Annotated in this window: 18 protein-coding genes; 13 read left to right on the forward strand and 5 right to left on the reverse strand. The window is 39.1% G+C overall.

The genetic code is table 11. The features are described from left to right. Window positions 1-34 precede the first annotated feature (34 nt). The 5 genes from ACN9MR_RS02570 (at window position 35) to ACN9MR_RS02590 (ending at window position 5,442) form a co-directional block, all read left to right on the forward strand. Window positions 35-757 (forward strand): hypothetical protein, encoded by a 723-nt coding sequence (locus ACN9MR_RS02570; protein WP_426328117.1) that lies wholly within the window; start codon window positions 35-37, stop codon window positions 755-757. A 27-nt stretch (window positions 758-784) separates the two neighbouring features. Beyond that, window positions 785-1,723 (forward strand): gliding motility-associated C-terminal domain-containing protein, encoded by a 939-nt coding sequence (locus ACN9MR_RS02575; RefSeq protein ID WP_426328118.1) that lies wholly within the window; start codon window positions 785-787, stop codon window positions 1,721-1,723. Window positions 1,724-1,763: 40 nt separating this feature from the next. After that, a complete protein-coding gene (locus ACN9MR_RS02580; protein WP_426328119.1) occupies window positions 1,764-2,735 on the forward strand; it encodes a PorP/SprF family type IX secretion system membrane protein in 972 nt (323 codons plus the stop codon). Window positions 2,736-3,057: 322 nt separating this feature from the next. Continuing rightward, entirely contained in the window at window positions 3,058-3,666 is a 609-nt protein-coding gene (locus ACN9MR_RS02585) for a Crp/Fnr family transcriptional regulator (protein WP_426328120.1), read from the forward strand. 420 nt (window positions 3,667-4,086) lie between these two features. Beyond that, complete coding sequence (locus ACN9MR_RS02590; RefSeq protein WP_426328121.1) at window positions 4,087-5,442, forward strand: glycine-rich domain-containing protein; 1,356 nt, start codon at window positions 4,087-4,089, stop codon at window positions 5,440-5,442. 186 nt (window positions 5,443-5,628) lie between these two features. Here the strand turns inward: ACN9MR_RS02590 and ACN9MR_RS02595 are convergent, their stop codons facing one another. Beyond that, window positions 5,629-6,180 (reverse strand): 5' nucleotidase, NT5C type, encoded by a 552-nt coding sequence (locus ACN9MR_RS02595; protein WP_426328122.1) that lies wholly within the window; start codon window positions 6,178-6,180, stop codon window positions 5,629-5,631. Between the two features lie 96 nt (window positions 6,181-6,276). On the opposite strand from ACN9MR_RS02595, the gene ACN9MR_RS02600 reads away from it, so the two are divergent. From ACN9MR_RS02600 to ACN9MR_RS02610, 3 genes are read left to right on the forward strand one after another with little or no spacing between them, the layout of a single operon-like run. Continuing rightward, window positions 6,277-7,026 (forward strand): DeoR/GlpR family DNA-binding transcription regulator, encoded by a 750-nt coding sequence (locus tag ACN9MR_RS02600; RefSeq protein ID WP_426328123.1) that lies wholly within the window; start codon window positions 6,277-6,279, stop codon window positions 7,024-7,026. A 23-nt stretch (window positions 7,027-7,049) separates the two neighbouring features. After that, entirely contained in the window at window positions 7,050-7,481 is a 432-nt protein-coding gene (locus ACN9MR_RS02605; protein WP_426328124.1) for a hypothetical protein, read from the forward strand. A 16-nt stretch (window positions 7,482-7,497) separates the two neighbouring features. Further along, window positions 7,498-8,244 carry a metallophosphoesterase gene (locus tag ACN9MR_RS02610; RefSeq protein ID WP_426328125.1) on the forward strand — a complete coding sequence of 249 codons (747 nt, stop codon included), beginning with the start codon at window positions 7,498-7,500 and terminating at the stop codon, window positions 8,242-8,244. A gap of 643 nt (window positions 8,245-8,887) precedes the next feature. Here ACN9MR_RS02610 and gap read toward each other — a convergent pair. The 3 genes from gap to pfkA are packed head-to-tail and all read right to left on the reverse strand — an operon-like array spanning window position 8,888 to window position 11,724. After that, window positions 8,888-9,886 (reverse strand): type I glyceraldehyde-3-phosphate dehydrogenase, encoded by a 999-nt coding sequence (gene gap, locus ACN9MR_RS02615; RefSeq protein WP_029280245.1) that lies wholly within the window; start codon window positions 9,884-9,886, stop codon window positions 8,888-8,890. 7 nt (window positions 9,887-9,893) lie between these two features. After that, entirely contained in the window at window positions 9,894-10,736 is an 843-nt protein-coding gene (locus tag ACN9MR_RS02620; RefSeq protein ID WP_426328126.1) for a hypothetical protein, read from the reverse strand. A gap of 1 nt (window position 10,737) precedes the next feature. Continuing rightward, on the reverse strand, window positions 10,738-11,724 hold the full coding sequence (gene pfkA, locus ACN9MR_RS02625; RefSeq protein WP_057932582.1) for a 6-phosphofructokinase: 987 nt from the start codon (window positions 11,722-11,724) through the stop codon (window positions 10,738-10,740). A 111-nt stretch (window positions 11,725-11,835) separates the two neighbouring features. On the opposite strand from pfkA, the gene ACN9MR_RS02630 reads away from it, so the two are divergent. Next, window positions 11,836-12,525, forward strand: a complete 690-nt coding sequence (locus ACN9MR_RS02630) for an NUDIX hydrolase (protein ID WP_051692040.1) — start codon at window positions 11,836-11,838, stop codon at window positions 12,523-12,525. Between the two features lie 179 nt (window positions 12,526-12,704). On the opposite strand, the gene ACN9MR_RS02635 is transcribed toward ACN9MR_RS02630, so the two are convergent. Next, the gene (locus ACN9MR_RS02635) at window positions 12,705-13,565 is read right to left on the reverse strand and encodes a hypothetical protein (protein WP_055915110.1); all 861 of its coding nucleotides are present in this window, start codon (window positions 13,563-13,565) and stop codon (window positions 12,705-12,707) included. 220 nt (window positions 13,566-13,785) lie between these two features. Here ACN9MR_RS02635 and ACN9MR_RS02640 point away from each other — a divergent pair, with 220 nt between their 5' ends. From ACN9MR_RS02640 to ACN9MR_RS02655, 4 genes are all read left to right on the forward strand, one after another. Further along, complete coding sequence (locus ACN9MR_RS02640) at window positions 13,786-14,808, forward strand: threonine aldolase family protein (RefSeq protein WP_426328127.1); 1,023 nt, start codon at window positions 13,786-13,788, stop codon at window positions 14,806-14,808. Window positions 14,809-14,903: 95 nt separating this feature from the next. Beyond that, a complete protein-coding gene (gene accC / locus ACN9MR_RS02645; protein ID WP_426328128.1) occupies window positions 14,904-16,415 on the forward strand; it encodes an acetyl-CoA carboxylase biotin carboxylase subunit in 1,512 nt (503 codons plus the stop codon). 133 nt (window positions 16,416-16,548) lie between these two features. After that, complete coding sequence (locus ACN9MR_RS02650; RefSeq protein WP_426328129.1) at window positions 16,549-17,133, forward strand: riboflavin synthase; 585 nt, start codon at window positions 16,549-16,551, stop codon at window positions 17,131-17,133. Window positions 17,134-17,301: 168 nt separating this feature from the next. After that, window positions 17,302-19,950 carry a family 78 glycoside hydrolase catalytic domain gene (locus ACN9MR_RS02655; protein ID WP_426328130.1) on the forward strand — a complete coding sequence of 883 codons (2,649 nt, stop codon included), beginning with the start codon at window positions 17,302-17,304 and terminating at the stop codon, window positions 19,948-19,950. Window positions 19,951-20,109 lie beyond the last annotated feature (159 nt).

Consider the following 20,109-nt stretch of genomic DNA (forward strand, 5'->3'; position numbering starts at 1 on the left):
AAAATAAATTATTCATCCCTAACAAATTAAAATCATGACAAAAAAATCTACAAAACGAAATCTAAGAATCTTTGTATTCTTAATGTTCTTATTGCCGCTGGGTGCCTTTGCGCAAACGCCAAATGTATACCTCTGCGGAACCGGTACAGTAAAACTTACCCCAACATTTACGGGTTATGCCCCTGCTGCTAACGATAAAATTATCTGGTCGGTAGATGGTACTCCGCAGGCTCCTGTTACTTATGCAACCGCTGCTGATGCAATCTATAACGTTCCCGCAACACTAGCCACCGGAACACATACTTATTCTGTGCAGGTTGTACCAGCAGATGCGAATCTTTGTCCTAGTGATGCCTCTGATAATACCGTTGTAGAAAAACTTCCTCCCCCAGCAATTGCTGTAAATGCTCCAGGAAGTGTTTATTGTACCGATCAAACAGCGACGACGGTAATTACGGCGAGTAAGGATGCTTCAATAACATTACCAACTGGTGTAACCATGACTTATGTTTGGTCTGCAACTCTCGGTGGCACTGGAGTAGCGGATATTACAACTTTAGGGGCAGCATCTACTTCTGGAGATACTTTTACGCTTAAAGCAGGCGTAGCTCCGGGTGCGTATGTTTTCACTGCTATTGGAAGTTATGCTACAGGTGGTGTTCAGATAGTGCCTGCAACAACTTGTACTGCAACTGCCGGCAAAGCAATTACTGTTACTGTTAAACCAGGTAAAGCAACTATCGCTGTAGCACCATAAGGTGTTATTTTTATAAGGTTTAACATTATGATGTTTAACAGGTTAGGGATAATTGTGTTCGGTGTGCTGCTTTCTGCAGCAGCATGCTTTGCGCAATCTAGCAATCCGAATACGCTTAACCTTAAACCAGGCGTCACTGTTAAACTGAGAGCCAATGGCACAGGCGCTACCTCTTATCAATGGTTCAGGAATGGGAACGCCATCTTGGGTGCTACCGGGCAAGACTATGTGGTAAATACCGCGGGGAAATATACCGTTATTACTTTTAGCCTGGGCGGCTGTAGCTCCGATCTGTCCGAAGAAATGGAAGTGGTGATGGAGGAGACAGCCATATCAGCAGATGTTTCCATAGTTAAAAGATCTGAAAGCAGACAGGTAATCAATACTGAAGTATTTAAATACAATTTATTGGTACGCAATAACGGACTTGGCAATGCCACCAACATTCAGGTAAAAGATGACCTCCCGGAAAATTTAACTTTCGTAAGTGTCGACCCAGCTATTGTGGGCACCGCGAGTTATAACGAGCAAACCAAAACCGTTTCGTGGGCAATACCTACTTTGGCCAATGGCAGTTTTGTAGAACTTGTAGTTAACGTAAGAGCCATGAAACCGGGTAATGTGGTAAACAGTGCCTCCGTAACCATCAATGAAATTGATCCTGATCCATCTAACAATATATCGGTTGATACCAAAGAAATCACGGGACTTAAAATACCTAATGTGTTTACGCCAAACGGCGATGGAAAAAATGAAACCTTTTTTATTGAACGCTTAGACCGCTATAGCGAAAACCAGCTTACCATTATTAACCGCTGGGGAAGTACTGTTTATGAGAAAGATAGCTATTTAAACGACTGGACAGCTAATGGTTTGGTAGATGGAACATATTTCTATGTGCTTAAAGTAAAAACTGCAAGTGCTCAATGGCAGGAATTTAAAGGTTATGTTACCGTGATCAGGTAAATGGATTTAAAATATGAGGGTATGAAACTAAATTATACAGATGAAAAAGATTGTTGTAACCGCATTATTTAATTTAATCTGCCTTTGTCTGTTCGCTCAGCAGAATGCCCAGTTTGGACAATATATGTTCAATGGTTTATATATCAACCCGGCTTATGCAGGCTACAAAGAAGAGCTATATATGCAGGCTTTTGTTAGGGCCCAATGGACGGGTATTCAGGGCGCTCCCCAAACGCTTTCCATATCGGTAGATGAAGCGGTTAAGGAAGAAAGTTTAGGTTTGGGTTTATTGGTGTCGAAAGATAAAATTGGGGCACAGAACTCATTAAACCTATCGGGGAATTTTGCTTACCGCATTAAACTAGACCGTACCGAAACCAATATACTTGCTTTTGGCGTTGGAGTGGGCGTAATGCAGATGGGGCTTAACGGAAGTTTGTTAGATCCAAATGAAACTGGCGACAACAAGATTCCGACAGGATATGAAAGCCGTATTGTACCCGATATTAGGGCTGGTGTACATTATTCGAATGAAAAATTCTTTATCGGTTTCTCCGCCAATAACCTGCTTACACGATACCTTCCTGTTTTTAGGGATAATAATCTCTTAAGTATTACTTCTAAGCCGCATTTTTATTTAACAGCGGGAATGATATTTCCTGTGAATAATGATTTTATGTTCAAACCTACTTTTTTGATTAAAGATGATTTGAACGGACCAACCTCATTGGATCTTAATGCCTTTTTAATGATCAAAGAAAAACTTTGGTTAGGTGCTGCGTATAGAACCTCCGTAAAATTTTATCCTAAGCCAGCATTACAAAGCGATTTAAGGGCAAGGAGTGCCATCGGATTGATTACCGAGTTCTTTGTCCGTGAAAACCTCCGGATTGGCTATGGTTACGATTATAGTTTAAATAAATTCGGTAGCTACGATTATGGCTCACACGAAATATCTATTGGTTATTATCTGCAAACTGCAAAAAGCAGAAGGCCAAAATGTTACTTTTAAATTGGTTTTTCTCTATGCGGGCTGCGCGCATTTGCTTTTTTTGTAAAAAAAATGAACGAAATGAATGTTGTAAAAACGTTTCATCTTATTTGTTGAATTCTTTTTTTAAGATTGTCGCCTCTGTTATGCATACGCTATTCGGTTGCTTAATAAGCTAAACTCAGTATTTTTACCTGGATAAATCAGTTTGTGCTTTAAAATATTGAAAAATCCTCATTATAAAGGTATTTAAACATCATAATTGTCTCAATAATCTACTTTATTTTTATATTCCGTTAAAAATAGCTATAATTAAGGGTCTAAAGTCTATCCCTATTTGTGTATGCTCGAATCCCGCAAGGCATTTTTAGTGAACGCTGTATTAAATTATTTCAGCAGTTTATGCCCCATAACCTCTGGATTTATCCAGGAAATAGAAAAAAATGTAGATCCTCTTCTAGTCAAGAAAAATAAATACATTTTATCTCCTATTGATAATAATGATTATGTTTTTTTTGTAGTATCAGGCTTGGTTAGGGGTTTTATTAAAGATGATAATAAAGAGATTACCACTTGGATCAGTTTAGGGAACGAATTTATTGGAGCGATTCAACATCCCGATGAAAGCATCCAGCCCTCAATTGAATATTTGCAGGCATTGGAAAATTCAGAATTGGTTGCCATCCCGAACTTATTGATTGATAAGCTTTATGCCAGTTATCAGGAAACGAATGTTATTGGCAGAAAGATTTTGGCGCTCCAGTATCATGCCGCCTCAGAGCGGGCCATAATAGCCCGGATACCTTCGGCAGAAAGGCGTTATGAAAAATTCTTGGAACTAAACTCTTTTGATATATCTAGAGTGCCGTTAAGGTGTATAGCCAGTTATTTGGGGATGCGTTTGGAAACACTTAGCCGCATACGAAGTAAGTTGGTAAGGGAGCTGGTGTAGTTTTAATAAAAACACTTATTCTCCGCCCAATCTCCATCGTTATATCCGATTTTATATTAATAATACGCATTTTAAACACTATGTTTACATAACACTATACACATTTTACAAATTGATGTACAACCTTAAATTGCATATGCTAAACATCATATTTGTGTTTAAATTTGGGTAAGTAAAAATTAAATCAACGGGACGATTTAGATTACACTCGTAAGCCTCTCTTTTAAGGGAGGCTTATTTTGTTTTGGCCTGTCAGTGTTTATATAGGCGGTTAAGCCTTCATTCAATATTGTTAATGTATCTGATTAGTAGTATATTTATATATGGAAGTAGTAGTTGGATTATTAATTATGTTACTTAGCATTCCCTGGAAAAAGATAGGGAAGTGGCTAGAATTTGAGAAGTAAGTGGCATTTAGATATGAATGAGACCCTCTGGGAAAGCATACAGCAATTTGACTTCGATCATCCACCGGGCGAATATAGTTTTTCGATTAGATTGGCTAGTGAAAATCAATGGACAAAAGACTTTACCGAAAAAGCCATATTAGAATATAAAAAATTTATGTATCTGGCTGCCATTTCTGATGTAATGGTTTCTCCTTCCGCCATTGTCGATACGGTTTGGCATCAGCACCTCATTTTTACACAATCTTATCAGGATTTTTGTGTACTGGTTGGTAAGCAGATCCAGCATGTGCCCTCTACACACCAAAAAGAGCAGGCAGAACAGTTTAGACTGGCTAATGAACGGACGAGTCTCATTTACCATGAACATTTTGGAGCACAGCCCAAAGCGATTTGGGAATATGATACCATGTTGGCCGGCTTGAATCTCGAACCGGCCAAGCTTAAAACTGGTTTTTTTGTCTTATACGGTGTACTGGTTTTCATCTTGCTTACAGTTCCTTCTTATTACTTGCTTAAACCTGTTTATATCCATATTGATAATCCTTATTTTATTTTGGGTTTTCTCGGGTTGGCGCTTCCCGCCTATGTAATACTCAGCTTATATACCAAAAACAGATTTAAACAGATTGCGCGCGATTTCGATCGACAGTCGTTCGTTTACCACCTTAAACCATTTGAGCTGGTTTATCTTGAAAGACAACAACTTGCCGAGGTAATAAACGGGCCCATAAGCGAACTTATTCATGCGGGGGTGCTAAACGTAAATGCTCATCGCCGTATTTATATTTCAAAAGATGTAGATAATCTCTCCGGAGAGCAGCTTCAGGTTGTTTCGGTGTTAAAAGATAGGGGCGAAGTCTTCTATCCCGAACTGCTAGGGCAATTGCAGACAAGAGCGATTTTCAGAAACACCGCCAAAAGTATGGATGCATTTAAATGGTATTTTAACCAGTCGAAACAGTTTGCACGACTGTTTTACTTAAATTTTACAGTTTTTGCAACACTTATTATGTTTCCGCTCATTCGCTTAACTACAGGTATTGTAAGGGATAAACCCATTTTTGAGATCGCACTGCTGACAGGATTTTTTGTGATTTTTATGGTTAAACACCTTTATGTACTCAATCAGCAGTTTTGTGCCCGTACCATCCCCGATTTGTATAAGTCGGCAATTTTGCCTGCAATAAAAGATGAACAGGATTGGCGATGGAGTTACTTTTTATATGGATCGGCTGTGTTAACTGCAACCCTTGTTCCATTGGTAAGTTATGAAAGGAGTAGAGGGGGAGACGGCGGCGGAGCCAGTTCTTGTGGTTCATCCTGTGGAAGTTCTTGCGGTAGCTGTGGTGGTTGTGGAGGCGACTAATAATTTTTTTGCTTTAAACTAAAATCTTCATCAAATCTTAATCTTTCTGCCGTAATATTGTAGGCATAAGGGGTGAGAGCCTTATATCAACTTCTAGTTGAGAGCGTTAATTTAGATAGAGGGTGTAGCCAGTGGCTACACCCTTTTTTTATCCTCGCATGGGGATATGAATGGGCTAAATGTTAACTAGACAATCGCAAGATTTGTCTCTTCAAGTTCCTTCAATAATGATGATACCTCGTTCCAATGATTTATCCTTTGGTGATGATCTTTTTCTACATTGTGAAATGCTGTAAACATTAAGGCTTTTCCCTTACAGAAATCAAGGTTTTTACAATGGTCGTCAATTAAATAATCGGTATCTATTATGCGCTTATCGCCGCAAAAGATGATATTCTTCCAGCTGATAAAAGGAAAGTGCTCTGCAAGCCACTCGCGTTTTTCGAAGAGCGATAAAGGGAATTCCATGGCTGCTGAAACAATATAGATTTCGTAGTTTTCCATTAGTTTTTTTACGGCTTCAACAGCACCTTCCATAACAGGCAGGTTTCTGAAAAAGCCTTTTCTATTGCAGATCTTCATTACCATAGCCCTATCCGGAAAAAGTTCTTCTTCTGATTTGCCTTTTATATCATTGCGGGTAAGCGAAATGCCTGTTTCTGCATGGTAGGTCTGAAGTAAATGGTCTTCTATGTCGGCGAGAACGCCGTCCATGTCAATGCCTATTGTTTTTCTCATTATTTGCTATTTTTTGCAACAAAAATATTTAATATTGCAATATATTGCAAATTATAATCGTTATAAATTTATATATTTGCAATATATTGCATTGTTATGGTAAAAGAAGAGCGTCTACAAATTATTATAAATACCCTGGAAAAAGACAATAAGGTGCGGTTGAACGAATTGAGCACATTGTTAAATGTGTCGGAAGATACTGTGCGCCGTGATATTAAGGAGCTCGATATGCAAGGACTGCTCAGGGCGGTAAGGGGTGGTGCAATTTCCCATTCGCCCATTCCGCAGCATTACCGGGATAGGGAAAAGTACAATCAGCAGCACAAACAGGTTATTGCAAACAAAGCCTTAGCGTTTTTGAAAGATGGTCAGGTGGTATTTTTCGATGGCGGTACCTCGGTAGTGGCGCTGGCTGCCGCATTGCCTAAAGATTTAAAAATAACCATTATTACCAATAGTTTTCCTGTTGCCAATATTTTGGAAGACCATCCCAATGCCGAAGTGATATTTGCCGGCGGAAAATTGCATAAAACGGCATTTACCACCATGGGGCAGGAAACTATCGATACCTTTAGAAAGGTCAGGGCTGATATATGTATGCTTGGTATCTGTAGTTTGCACCATAGCATGGGGATTACCTCCATAATATATGAAGATGCCCAGCTGAATAATGTCATGATTAACCAGGCGCAGAAAATCATTGCACTATCCGCGCTTGAGAAAATAAATACCGTGGAGCCTTATTATGTTTGCCCGGTTACCGATGTAGATGTAATTATCACTGAAACAGATTCTGATAATGCGATCCTGGAGCCTTATAAACATTTGGGAATTGAGGTGGTTTAGCAGATTTTTTTTATCTTCATAAGATGAAACGCGCTCGTCTTATTCTTTTGGTTTTAATTGTTGCAGGCTTTTATGAGGGGCATGCGCAGATCAAAACCAGCGCATCTAAAAAAGTTGTTCCCCAGTCCCAATATGAAAATACTTTACCAACTTATACAAAAGGCGGGATAGGTGGATTTTATAGGTATTTAAGTAATGAGGTAATGCCCTTAATGAATAAGGAGGATTTTAAGAACAGTGGGTATCCTCCAACTAAATTAAAGATGCTCTTGTATATTAACGAAAAGGGAGATATAACAGATGTTGGTTTTCCTGATGAAAGCCTCACCAAAGACTGTGAGGCTAAAATGAGGGCAAAGCTTTTAGTGCTAAAGGGCTGGAAAGCGCCTGTGGTAAATGGCAAGCCTATTAAAAGTACTTTTCTTTGTAGCATCAATTGCATTTTGTGGCAGTAATAATTGAAATAAACGATTGAAAATACAGATCATAAGTGATTTACACCAGGAATTTGGATTTTCTGAATTATCTTTCAGAAATGCTGATCTGGTCATTCTGGCAGGCGACATCAATTTAGGTGTAAAAGGAATTGAATGGATTAGAGAAAATATTCCAGACAAACCTGTAATTTATGTTTTAGGCAATCACGAATATTATAAAGGAACATATCCCAATACGCTCCATAAAATAATAGAAGCGTCAAGAGGTTCGAATGTTAGCATACTGGAGAATGATAGTATTGAATTCGAAGGGATAAGGTTTCACGGAGCGACTTTATGGACAGATTTTTCGCTATTCGGAAATCCCGTAGAATATGGTGTCATTTGTCAGAGCAAAATGAATGATTATCGGATGATTAGAAGGGATCCTTCGTACTCAAAATTAAGAACTATCGACACTTATAAAATTCATCAGATTTCTAAAAAATGGCTGCAGAAAAGCCTTGAAGAATCAAAGGGATATAAAAACGTTGTGATTACCCATCATGCGCCAAGCATCGGGTCTATACCACAGGAATATAAAAATGATCCAGTTGCTTCAGCCTATGCATCAGATCTTGAAGATGTCATCATCAAATACAAACCTGCTTATTGGATCCACGGTCATATCCATACTCCAGCAAGGTATAATGTTGATGAAACTGAAATAATTTGTAATCCTCATGGATATATTAGTGAAAAGTATAACGGTTATCAAAAAGAACTGATAATTGAAATTTAAAAGACTTTCCGTACCCGAAGAATTTTCAATGCTATTGTATTACAAATGCCCTTAAATAAGAAAAGAGACAATCTATCCAGACTTGTCTCTTTTTTCTAACCAAATATAAACCTGTTATGAGCCAGGCTTTGTCTTTAATCTTCTATCTAAACCGCGGTTTTTCAAGAAAATGATTTATCTTTTTTAGTGGTGATAAACATCGTTCCGTTTATTACTCTACAAATATAGTAAAAAAATTGATAGTGTAAAAAATACACTAAGAAAATTTTAAGTATTTTTTTTGTCATTTTTTATTTACCGATCTTTTTATGGGAGATTTTGGAGTTTAAAACGACTGTGTTGCAAATATAACGGAAAAATATGTTAAGTAATTGTTAAATATTGTCAATTTATGATATGATATAGTCAAAATCCATTTGTTTTTGGTTGTGAATTGATTTTTATCAGTTTTTTATTGGGTTTTTTGGATTTTTTGTAGTGTGAAGGGTGATTTTTGATATGATAATTAATGATAAAATATTTTATTGACCAAAATTAAAATATATTTTACTGGTGAAAAACATGTTTAAAACAAAAAGGCAACATTAAATGAATAATGTTGCCTTTTATATAGGTTTGAAAAACGCTTAAAGCGATTTTTTTATTACAAACTTGCGTAATATTCTACAAATTTAGCTAATGCAGAAGAATATCCCCACTCATTATCGTACCAAGATACCACTTTAACGAAATTATCGTTCAATGAGATACCAGCTTTTGCATCGAAAATAGACGCGTGGTCGTCACCAATAAAGTCAGAAGAAACAACTTCGTCTTCAGTATAAGCCAATACACCTTTTAGTTCACCTTCAGAAGCTGCCTTCATAGCTGCTTTGATTTGCTCATAAGTAGCAGGTTTTTCTAAACGTGCAGTCAAATCTACTACTGAAACATCAGCAACAGGAACACGGAAAGACATACCGGTTAATTTACCTTTTAATTCAGGTAAAACCATACCTACTGCTTTAGCAGCACCAGTAGAAGAAGGGATGATGTTAGAGAAACCACCACGGCCACCTCTCCAGTCTTTGGCTGAAGGACCGTCAACTGTTTTTTGAGTTGCAGTTACAGCATGGATTGTACTCATTAAACCTTCAACAATACCAAAGTTATCGTTTAAAACTTTAGCAATTGGTGCTAAACAGTTTGTAGTACAAGATGCATTAGAAACAATAGTTTGATCTGCAGTTAATTTATGGTGGTTTACGCCCATTACATAAGTAGGGATATCGCCATCTTTAGCAGGAGCAGAGAAAACTACTTTTTTAGCACCGGCAGCGATGTGTTTTTCAGCATCAGCACGGGTTAAGAATAAACCTGTAGATTCGATTACTACTTCAACACCTACAGCATCCCATTTTAAATCAGCTGGATTTCTTTCTGCAGTTACACGGATTGTTTTACCATTAACCACTAAATTACCATCAACAACTTCAATGGTGCCATCAAACTTGCCATGTGTAGTATCATATTTTAACATGTAGGCCATATAATCTGGCTCGATCAAATCGTTAATCGCTACAATATCTAATCCTCTTTTTAATGCGGCTCTGAAAACCAGTCGGCCAATACGGCCAAAGCCGTTTATTCCAATTTTGCTCATTGTTCTGTTAATTAATGTAATGTTTTAATAAATTTTGTATTGGTTCTTTAATAATGCTTTTAATTTTTATGTCGTATCTATCTGCTACCAACCTTAACCGGTCTTCGAGCTCGGCACCTACCTTACCTACAATATGTATCTCCCGGTCGTTGTATTTTTCTGCCATTGGCAAAACATAAGTTTCGATATATTTTTCAAATCCTCCATCAATCAGCTTACGGATATATTCGTGTTTACTGTTTTGGGTAAAGAAATCGAAAAATGAGGTTAAAAATATATTCGCCTGTGGCTTATTGTAAATACGTTCTAATATTTGAGGGCGGTCTAGATTGTAGGTTAATATGAACTTGGTTTCAATGTCTTTAGGCATTTTAAGGCTCAAGAATTCCCTCAGGAGTATTTTTCCAAAGTAATTCGAAGAACCTTCGTCGCCTAAGATATAACCTAATCCAAAGTTATTGTTTACTAGCTTTTTTCCATCAAAGTAAGCACAATGTGCGCCACTGCCCAACATGCCAACAATACCGGGCCGGTCATAACAGGCGGCTTTAGCGGCGCCGAATAAATCATTCTCTACAACAATTTTGCTGTATTTGAAAAATGATGCAAGGGTTTTGGCTAATTCCTCTTTTCTGTCTGCTGATGATGCTCCGGCTGCAAAGAAATAAATTTTCTTTATATTTTCTGCGTTGTTAACCAGGGCAACTTTTTTGTTTAAAATCTGTAAGATCGTTTTCGGATCAACAAAACAGGGGTTTAAGCCGGTAGTATTACAATGTGCCACTACTTGTCCATTTTGTGTTATTTTCCAAAATGCTGTTTTCGATCCGCTATAAACAACTGCTACCATATTATATTGAAAGTACCTCTGTCATTTCCATTAAATCTGGCTCGAGTTTAAAAGAATGAGCGGTTAAAGCCTCTCTTATGCTGGTTAATTTTATTTCGTTTCCTTTTAAGCCTACCATTTGCTCCGTTTCGCCTGCAATTAACGCATTTACTGCGGCAAAACCTAAACGACTGCCCAAAATTCTGTCGAAACTGCTTGGGCTACCGCCACGTTGAAGGTGGCCAAGTATGGTTACTTTTGTATCATAATGATCAAAAGTTTCTTTTACCTTTTTAGCAATATCGTAAGCACCGCCTTGTTTATGGCCTTCGGCTACGATAACAATACTCGACGATTTTTTTGTAGCTGCGCCTAAGGCCAGTTTATTAATCAATTCGTTAACGCTGGTTTCCTTTTCAGGTAACAAAACAGCTTCGGCACCACTGGCAATCGAACTTCTTAATGCAATACAACCCGAATCGCGGCCCATTACTTCTATAAAGAACAAACGGTCGTGTGCATCGGCAGTATCCCGGATTTTATCGATCGCTTCGATTACAGTGTTAATGGCAGTATCGTAACCTAAAGTAAAATCAGATCCAACTAGGTCGTTATCAATTGTACCCGGTATACCGATTACCTTAACTCCAAAAGTTTCTGAAAAGCGTTTCGCTCCAGTGAATGTTCCGTCACCTCCGATTACCACTAGTCCATCAATATCGTTTTTCTTTAAGTTATTGTAGGCAATCTGTTGACCTTCGTCTGTTTTAAACTCTAAACAGCGTGCGGTTTTTAATATGGTACCACCCAAGTGTAAAATATTACTTACAGAACGGGCGTCCATTGGTTTTATGTTGTCGGTAATTAAACCCTGGTAACCTTGCATTACACCAAACATGTTAATGCCATGGTAAATCCCGGTACGTACAACAGCTCTGATTGCAGCATTCATTCCCGGGGCATCACCTCCAGAAGTTAATACGGCTATATTTTTTATATTTGGCTCCATCTTTATAACACGAATATAGTGTGTATTTTTTACACTAAGTAATTTATTTTATTTTTTTTACTTAATATTGAAAGTCATACCTTTATCTGCTTAAAATAACTAAATTTTACTTTGGAACAAATTTTACCTCATTTAGATTCTGTATTCTCGATAGATTGCGTTTTGTTTGGATTTGATGGTAAGGAATTAAAAATCCTACTGATCGAAAGGAATGAAGAACCGTTTAAAGATTGGTGGGCACTGCCCGGTAACATTGTTGGTCCTGATGAGAGTTTAGATCAATCAGCCTCTCGGATTTTGTACGAACTTACCGGTTTGCGCGGTATTTATATGGAGCAGTATTATGCTTTTGGCGATCCGCACAGGCACCCGCAAGGAAGGGTAATTACTTTGGCTTATTATGCTTTGATCCGTTTGGGCGGGGATAAGGAACTACGCCCGATCAGTACTTATGCCAAACGGGCAAACTGGCTGCCGATTACCGATCTGCCTAAACTGGCTTTCGACCACCAGAAAATTTACGATAAAGGGTTAGAAAAAATAAAACGCCGGATTAAACATCAACCAATTGCTTTCGAACTCTTGCCAGAGAAATTTACCTTAACGCAATTGCAGCATGTTTATGAACTGGTTTTGGGTAAAAAACTCGATAAAAGGAACTTTAGGAAGAAGATTGTGAGTTTTGGCGTACTAAAAGAGCTTGATGAAAAACAAAAAGGAGTTTCTTACCGTGCGGCTACTTTGTACCGTTTTGATAAGCGTAAATACGCGAAACTTTTTGGTAAAGAGATTTCTTTTTAGATGTGAGACATTAGATCTGAGACGTGAGATAGCGGGGTGCTTAAAGACCAAAGCAACTGAATCAATTATAAATTAAAAAATCCCGGTTTGAAACTTCAAACCGGGATTTTTTTTTCCTCTATATTGTATTTATAATTTATATGCCTCTGGACTAAGGTCTCCAGACTTAGGACTGAAGACTAAGCCTTCGGGGCTAACTCCAGGTGATAATGTACCAGATCATCTATAGGTGAGCGGATAATTTTACCCACACCCATTTCGTAACGGTCGGCTACAATACTTAAAATATCACGGAAACTATAACCTACAGAACCCACACAGTTTAATTTGTGGTCTTTGTAGTTAGGGTAGTGGATTACCAAAGCTTCGAAAAATGCAGTAAAAGCATAGTCAATGGTAGCAAAAGCATAATCCTCATAGTTATCTTTAAAATCGTATAAGAATTTACTAAAGCTTGCGCAGAAACGGTTTGGCAGTGGCTTATTATAAATGTTATCGAAAATATCTTCGTTGGTTAAAGCGTAGTTGTCGTAAAAAGCCTCACGTAATCCTTTCGGCATGTAACCTTTCATGTAATCGCTTAAAATGCGCTTACCGATGTACGAGCCGCTACCTTCATCACCCAAGAAATAACCCAATGAATCGATGTTCATGGTAATTTCAGATCCATCATAAAGGCATGAATTTGTACCTGTGCCTAAAATAGCAGCAAATCCTGGCTCGTTTCCAAGAAGTGCTCTAGATGAAGCAAGTAAATCATGACCTACAAAAATGGTTGCATTGGTGAAGATCTGTTGCATGGCATCGGCCACAATCTTAACATTTGCAGGTGTAGAACAGCCGGCACCGTAGTAATAAACTGCTGTTAATTTCTCTCTTTCCAAGTGGTCTGGAAGAGTCTCATTCAAAGACTTTACAATGTACTCTCCTTTAGAAAAATATGGATTGTAACCTTCGGTGTTAAAGTAAATTTTTCTGCCGGCCTCGTTAATCAAACACCAATTTGTTTTGGTAGATCCGCCGTCTGCAATTACTATCATTTTATTTATTTTTGGTTTTAGCACGATAAAAGTATAAAAAGTCTTATATTTTGTATCCTTTTTTTTAATAATTTTTTAACAATTTGTTGTTGTCAAAAATTAAGTGTGTAAAAAATACACTATATAGAGCGTTTAATCGCCGAAAAACCTTAAAATTATACCAGAAAGGGCATTGGTCTTTTTTTTTAACGTCAACAATATTTTACAACCAGATAGCGAAATGAACAACAGATTTTTAGATTTCAGGAGTGATACAGTAACCAAGCCTACTGCCGGAATGTTAGATGTCATGATGAATGCAAAAGTGGGCGACGACGTTTTTGGTGAAGACGAAACGGTGCATGCATTGGAGACAAAATTGGCTTCGACTTTTAACATGGAAGCTGGATTATTCTGTCCTTCGGGAACGATGACCAACCAGATAGCGATCAAGTGTTTTACCCAGCCCATGGATGAGGTGATCTGTGATCAGACCGCGCATGTTTACCGCTACGAAATTGGAGGCATTGCCTATCACTCGGGCGCATCGGTAAGGTTGTTGTATGGTGAACGAGGGATTTTGACGCCAGAGTTGATTGAACCAGAAATCAATGAGGATAATATCCACTATCCCAACTCAAGTTTGGTTGTTTTAGAAAACACTGTAAATAAAGGTGGCGGAAGCTGTTACACCTTATCACAGATTGCCCCGATCCATCAGCTCTGTAATGTAAAAGGACTAAAACTGCATTTAGACGGTGCGCGTATCTTTAATGCACTTGTGGCTACAGGTGACGAAGCGGGCGAATACGGAAAATATTTTGATGGGATTTCGGTCTGCCTATCTAAAGGACTTGGTGCACCAGTTGGCTCTGTGCTATTGGGCAGTAAACAGATGATACATAAAGCCCGGAAAATTAGAAAAGCTTTTGGCGGAGGCATGCGCCAGGCAGGGTTTTTAGCTGCTGCTGGCATTTATGCGCTCGATCATCACGTAACACGCTTAAAAGACGATCACGCCCATGCGCGGGCCTTGGCAAATGCACTGGCCACCGCAAAATATGTAAAATCGGTAATGCCTGTAGAAACCAACATTGTTATTTTTGAGGTAGAAAAGGGATTGGCAGAGAAAATTGTACACCAATTGAAAGAAAAAGGACTGCATTGCAATACCACCAGTGCAAGTACGATCCGTTTGGTAACTCACCTGGATCTGAGTGCCGAAATGATTGATCAGGCAATTGAAATAATATTACATTTGTAGGTACAGTCGGAGGTCCGGAGTCCGAAGTTTTTAGTCAATAGTTAAATTGTTAATGGTCAATAGTCCGGTTTAATAAGATTATAAAGTCTAACCAAATGCCTTACAACTCCAAACCCCAAACTCCAATCTCAAAACTGCTCATCGCTAACCGTGGCGAAATTGCTTTGCGCATCATGCGTTCTGCGAAAGAAATGGGGATCAAAACAGTTGCTGTTTTTTCTGAAGCAGACCGTAATGCGCTGCATGTACGTTATGCCGACGAGGCGGTTTGTATTGGGCCGGCCCCATCCAACCAAAGTTACCTGGTGGGTGAGAAGATCATCGAAGCCTGTAAATTAACTGGTGCAGAGGCCATTCACCCAGGCTATGGGTTTCTATCAGAAAATGCAGGTTTTGCACAGAAAGTTGCCGATGCTGGGCTCATCCTGGTTGGTCCTTCGCCGCAGGCCATGGAAACCATGGGTAACAAATTATCTGCAAAGGCTGCAGCATTAAAATATAACATCCCTATGGTCCCTGGAACGGAAGAAGCCATTCAGGATGTAAACGAAGCTAAACAACGTGCTATCGAAGTTGGTTTCCCCATCCTGATCAAAGCTGCTGCAGGTGGCGGAGGCAAGGGCATGCGCATTGTGGAGCGGGCTGAAGATTTTGAAGAACAGATGCAACTTGCCGTAAGCGAAGCGACCTCGGCCTTTGGCGATGGAGCGGTTTTTATTGAACGTTATGTTACCTCACCAAGGCACATCGAAATACAGGTTTTGGGCGATACACATGGTAATATTGTTCATCTTTTTGAACGGGAGTGCTCCGTACAGCGCCGTCACCAGAAAGTGGTAGAAGAAGCACCTTCATCGGTTTTAACTGAAGAAATCAGGCAGCAGATGGGTAAATGTGCGGTAGATGTGGCCCGTTCGGTTAATTATACCGGTGCTGGTACCGTTGAGTTTATTTTGGATGAGAACCTCGATTTCTTTTTCCTGGAAATGAATACCCGCCTGCAGGTAGAACATCCGGTAACTGAATTAATTACAGGTATAGATCTGGTAAAAGAACAGCTGAAAATAGCCTCAGGCGAAAAACTGAGCTTTAGTCAGGAAGATTTAAAAATCAGTGGACATGCCATAGAACTTCGCGTTTATGCCGAAGATCCGGCCAATAATTTCCTGCCTGATATTGGCACTTTGCAAACTTACAGTACGCCCAAAGGCAATGGGGTAAGGGTTGATGATGGTTTTGAGCAGGGCATGGAGATCCCGATTTATTATGATCCGATGATTGCGAAACTGATCACTTATGGTAAAGATAGGGAAGAAGCTATTGAGCGAATGGTGAGGGCTATTGAAGAATATGATATTACGGGGATAGAAACTACTTTGGGTTTTGGTAAATTTGTAATGCAGCACGAGGCTTTTAAAACGGGTAATTTCGATACGCATTTTGTAGGTAAATACTTTAAGCCAGAAAGTTTAAAGGTACAGGATGAAACAGAAGCCTTAATTGCTGCAGTAATTGCTATAAAACTATTTGAAAAGAAAGAGGTGAAGCAGGGGGATGCAGTGGTTAAAAATAGCTCCGATTGGAGAAAAAATAGATTGAAATATTAGAATAAATGAATCGTCATTGTGTGGGATCGTCATTTCGACCGTAGTGGAGAAATCTATAAGTGAAAATAATATAGATTTCTCCATTTCGCTGCACTCCAGTCGAAATGACGACCTTATTGTAAATAAATATAAAATGTTCACAGGAATTATAGAAACGCTTGGCGAAGTTACTGCCATTAAAAACGACCATACCAATATCCACTTTACCATCTCTTCTGCAATTAGCCATGAGCTGAAAATCGACCAGAGTGTAGCCCATAATGGGGTGTGCCTGACAGTGGTGGCCTTAAATGATGGAACACATACTGTTACCGCGATAGATGAAACACTAAACAAAACCAATCTCGATGGTTTAAAAGTAGGCAGTAAAGTTAACCTTGAGCGCTGCATGCAGATGAATGCCCGTTTAGATGGACATATTGTGCAGGGCCATGTAGACCAGACAGCTGTTTGCGTGAAACGCGAAGCACTGGATGGTAGCTGGGAGTACCGCTTTAAATACGATGCTTCGGCCGGAAATGTAACCGTAGAAAAAGGTTCTGCCTGTGTAAACGGTATTAGCCTAACCGTGGTAAATTCTGAGGCCGATGAGTTTTCGGTATTTATCATCCCTTATACTTTCGAACATACCAATTTACAAGAGGTTGAAGTTGGCGATACCGTAAATTTGGAGTTCGATATTATTGGCAAATATGTTGCCCGGTTAATGAATCGATAATCGTTATTTTTGCTGCTCGTCTGTTGTTGTTAATGTTTGATAAGCAGTGTTTTATTAAATTATTGTCGTTGTACTAACGTTTAATTTTTCATAACAGTACAGGATGGTTGGTTAAATAATATTTCTGATTATCGTACAGTTAAGACTAAAAAATTAACGCTAACCAATATGAACAAGAATTTCCGTACCTCAGGCACACTAACTACCCTTGCCTTATTGTTTTTATTTACAACGAGTGTTTTCGCACAGAAAATTTCGGTAAAAGATTTAACTGTTGAGCATTTAGTAAATCCTTTTAGTATTGATAATCCAAAACCCAGATTTAGCTGGAAAGTCGTTTCGGATCTAAAAAATACCAAGCAACAGAATTACGAAATCAGACTGGGTACAACGGCGAGTATTGATAAAGTTTTATGGAAAGCAAGTGTAAACAGCGATCAATCGGTACTCATTTCATATGATGGCCCTGGTTTATTCTCAAAAACTAGATACTACTGGCAGGTTAGGGTAAAAGACAACCACGGAAATGCGTCTGCATGGTCGGCGGTTCAGTTTTTTCAAACAGGTTTAAAAGCTGAGGACTGGAGTGCAAAATGGATTTCGGTAAACGGAAAAGATACTTCGCTGGCCAGTCCACTATTCAGAAAAGAATTTAACCTGAAAAAAGAAGTAAAATCTGCAATGGCTTACATTACCGCTAAGGGTTTGTATGAGGCCAGTATTAATGGCGGACGGGTTAGCGATGCTTATTTTGCGCCAGGGTGGACAAGTTATAAAGATCATATTCAATATCAGGTTTACGATGTTAAGCAATCGCTAAAGAAAGGAGCCAATGTGATTGGCGTTTCACTAGGCGATGGCTGGTACAAAGGGCGCATCGGATTTAGTAATCAAAAACAATTTTATGGCGATACCAGGGCTTTATTGCTGCAACTGGAAGTGGAATATACTGATGGAACCACAGAAACCATTATAAGCGATAACAGCTGGAAAACAGGTTATGGACCAATACTAGCTTCCAATATTTATGACGGAGAAACCTACGATGCCCGTTTAGAACCCCAAGGCTGGAATAATATTGGCTTTAAAGAAAATACTACCTGGAAACCTGTGCAGGAGCTCGAAAAGGGCCCAGAAAAGCTGGTTGGGATGAGCGGACCGCAGGTAAGCAAACACGAAACATTCAAAGCCTTAAAAATATTTAAAACCCCAAAAGGTGAAACCGTGGTTGATTTTGGGCAGAACTTAGTGGGCTGGGTAATACTAAAAGCCAAAGGTGCAGCAGGTACCAAAATTACCATTAGCCATGCTGAGGTATTAACCAAAGAAGGGAATTTTTATACCACTAACCTCCGGTCGGCCAAGCAACAGAACAATTATATTTTAAAAGGCGGAACTGAACAGGTATTCGAACCTCATTTTTCTTTTCAGGGGTTTAGGTACGTCAAAATAGATGGATACCCGGGCGAACTGAAACTGGAAAACCTTACCGCTGTAGCTGTTTATTCGGATATGAAAACCAGCGGAAAATTCACGACTTCAAATCCTTTGCTAAATCAATTGCAGCATAACATTTCATGGGGACAGAAGGGAAATTTTGTTGATGTGCCGACAGACTGTCCGCAAAGAGACGAACGTTTAGGCTGGACAGGGGATGCACAGGCATTTGCCACAACAGCTGCATATAATATGGATGTATCGGGATTTTTTACCAAATGGCTAAAAGATGTTTCTGCAGATCAGCTTCCTAACGGTAGCGTTCCTTTTGTTGTTCCGAATGTGCTCAGCCAAAATGATGCTGGTTCTGCAGGCTGGGCCGATGTGGCCACTATTATACCCTGGGATATGTATGTTTCCTATGGAGATATAGGCATATTGGAAGCACAGTATGGCAGTATGAAAAAATGGGTAGATTATATTTCTTCAGTGGCAAAGAACAACCTTTGGAACACGGGTTTCCACTTTGGCGATTGGTTGTTTTACCGTCCTAATGATGATAATGATGGCCGTGCCTCGGTAACAGATAAGTATATGATTGCCCAAACATTTTATGCGCATTCTACACAGTTGCTTATAAATGCAGCAAAGGTATTGGGCAAGACAGATGATGTAACCAAATACACTGCACTATTGGAGCAGATTAAAGCGGCTTATATCAAAGAAAATATGACGCCAAATGGAAAGCTGATCTCTAACACCCAAACTGCATATGTTTTGGCATTACAATTTGATATGCTGCCTGAAAACTTACGTGCACAGGCTGCACAAAGGTTGGTAGATAATGTAAAAGATTACGGGAATCACCTTACGACAGGTTTTTTGGGGACGCCATACCTTTGCCATGTATTAAGCCGCTTTGGACACGAAGATGTAGCTTACAATCTGTTATTGCAGGAAAGTTACCCTTCATGGTTATATCCGGTTAAAATGGGCGCAACCACCATTTGGGAGCGTTGGGACGGTATTAAACAGGACGGTTCTTTCCAAACGGCTGATATGAATTCTTTTAACCATTATGCCTACGGCGCTATCGGCGATTGGATGTATAAAAATATTGCCGGCATTAATCCGGTATCAGCGCAACCAGGTTACAAAACCATTTTAATTGCACCAAGACCGGGCGGGAAATTAACCAGCGCATCCTCAGAACTGGAAACGGTGTATGGTACTGTTAAGTCATCATGGACGATTGCAGATGGTGTTTTTAAACTCGATGTAACCGTTCCTGCCAATGCAACCGCTACAGTGATATTACCAAAAAACGATAAAAAGGAAGAAATAGGCTCAGGTAGCTATCATTTTGAATATAAATATTAATCGCTTATAATTGCAGCTTCGTGTTAAAGGAGATGAATATATTATAAATTTGTCATCCTGAGCCTGTCGAAAGGACCAGCATAATGTATGGTAGACGTTTCGACAGGCTCAACGTGACAATTCGGATCGAAATTAACTTTATGATATCTCGCTTACCGA

This window comes from Pedobacter sp. R-06 (genome assembly GCF_049913135.1).
Taxonomy (GTDB): Bacteria; Bacteroidota; Bacteroidia; order Sphingobacteriales; family Sphingobacteriaceae; genus Pedobacter.

Coding starts and splice junctions, on each gene's coding strand:
- ACN9MR_RS02570 (WP_426328117.1), top strand. CDS start 35: ATGACAAAAAAATCTACAAAACGAAATCTAAGAATCTTTGTATTCTTA.
- ACN9MR_RS02575 (WP_426328118.1), top strand. CDS start 785: ATGATGTTTAACAGGTTAGGGATAATTGTGTTCGGTGTGCTGCTTTCT.
- ACN9MR_RS02580 (WP_426328119.1), top strand. CDS start 1,764: ATGAAAAAGATTGTTGTAACCGCATTATTTAATTTAATCTGCCTTTGT.
- ACN9MR_RS02585 (WP_426328120.1), top strand. CDS start 3,058: ATGCTCGAATCCCGCAAGGCATTTTTAGTGAACGCTGTATTAAATTAT.
- ACN9MR_RS02590 (WP_426328121.1), top strand. CDS start 4,087: ATGAATGAGACCCTCTGGGAAAGCATACAGCAATTTGACTTCGATCAT.
- ACN9MR_RS02595 (WP_426328122.1), bottom strand. CDS start 6,180: ATGAGAAAAACAATAGGCATTGACATGGACGGCGTTCTCGCCGACATA.
- ACN9MR_RS02600 (WP_426328123.1), top strand. CDS start 6,277: ATGGTAAAAGAAGAGCGTCTACAAATTATTATAAATACCCTGGAAAAA.
- ACN9MR_RS02605 (WP_426328124.1), top strand. CDS start 7,050: ATGAAACGCGCTCGTCTTATTCTTTTGGTTTTAATTGTTGCAGGCTTT.
- gap (WP_029280245.1), bottom strand. CDS start 9,886: ATGAGCAAAATTGGAATAAACGGCTTTGGCCGTATTGGCCGACTGGTT.
- ACN9MR_RS02620 (WP_426328126.1), bottom strand. CDS start 10,736: ATGGTAGCAGTTGTTTATAGCGGATCGAAAACAGCATTTTGGAAAATA.
- pfkA (WP_057932582.1), bottom strand. CDS start 11,724: ATGGAGCCAAATATAAAAAATATAGCCGTATTAACTTCTGGAGGTGAT.
- ACN9MR_RS02635 (WP_055915110.1), bottom strand. CDS start 13,565: ATGATAGTAATTGCAGACGGCGGATCTACCAAAACAAATTGGTGTTTG.
- ACN9MR_RS02640 (WP_426328127.1), top strand. CDS start 13,786: ATGAACAACAGATTTTTAGATTTCAGGAGTGATACAGTAACCAAGCCT.
- accC (WP_426328128.1), top strand. CDS start 14,904: ATGCCTTACAACTCCAAACCCCAAACTCCAATCTCAAAACTGCTCATC.
- ACN9MR_RS02650 (WP_426328129.1), top strand. CDS start 16,549: ATGTTCACAGGAATTATAGAAACGCTTGGCGAAGTTACTGCCATTAAA.
- ACN9MR_RS02655 (WP_426328130.1), top strand. CDS start 17,302: ATGAACAAGAATTTCCGTACCTCAGGCACACTAACTACCCTTGCCTTA.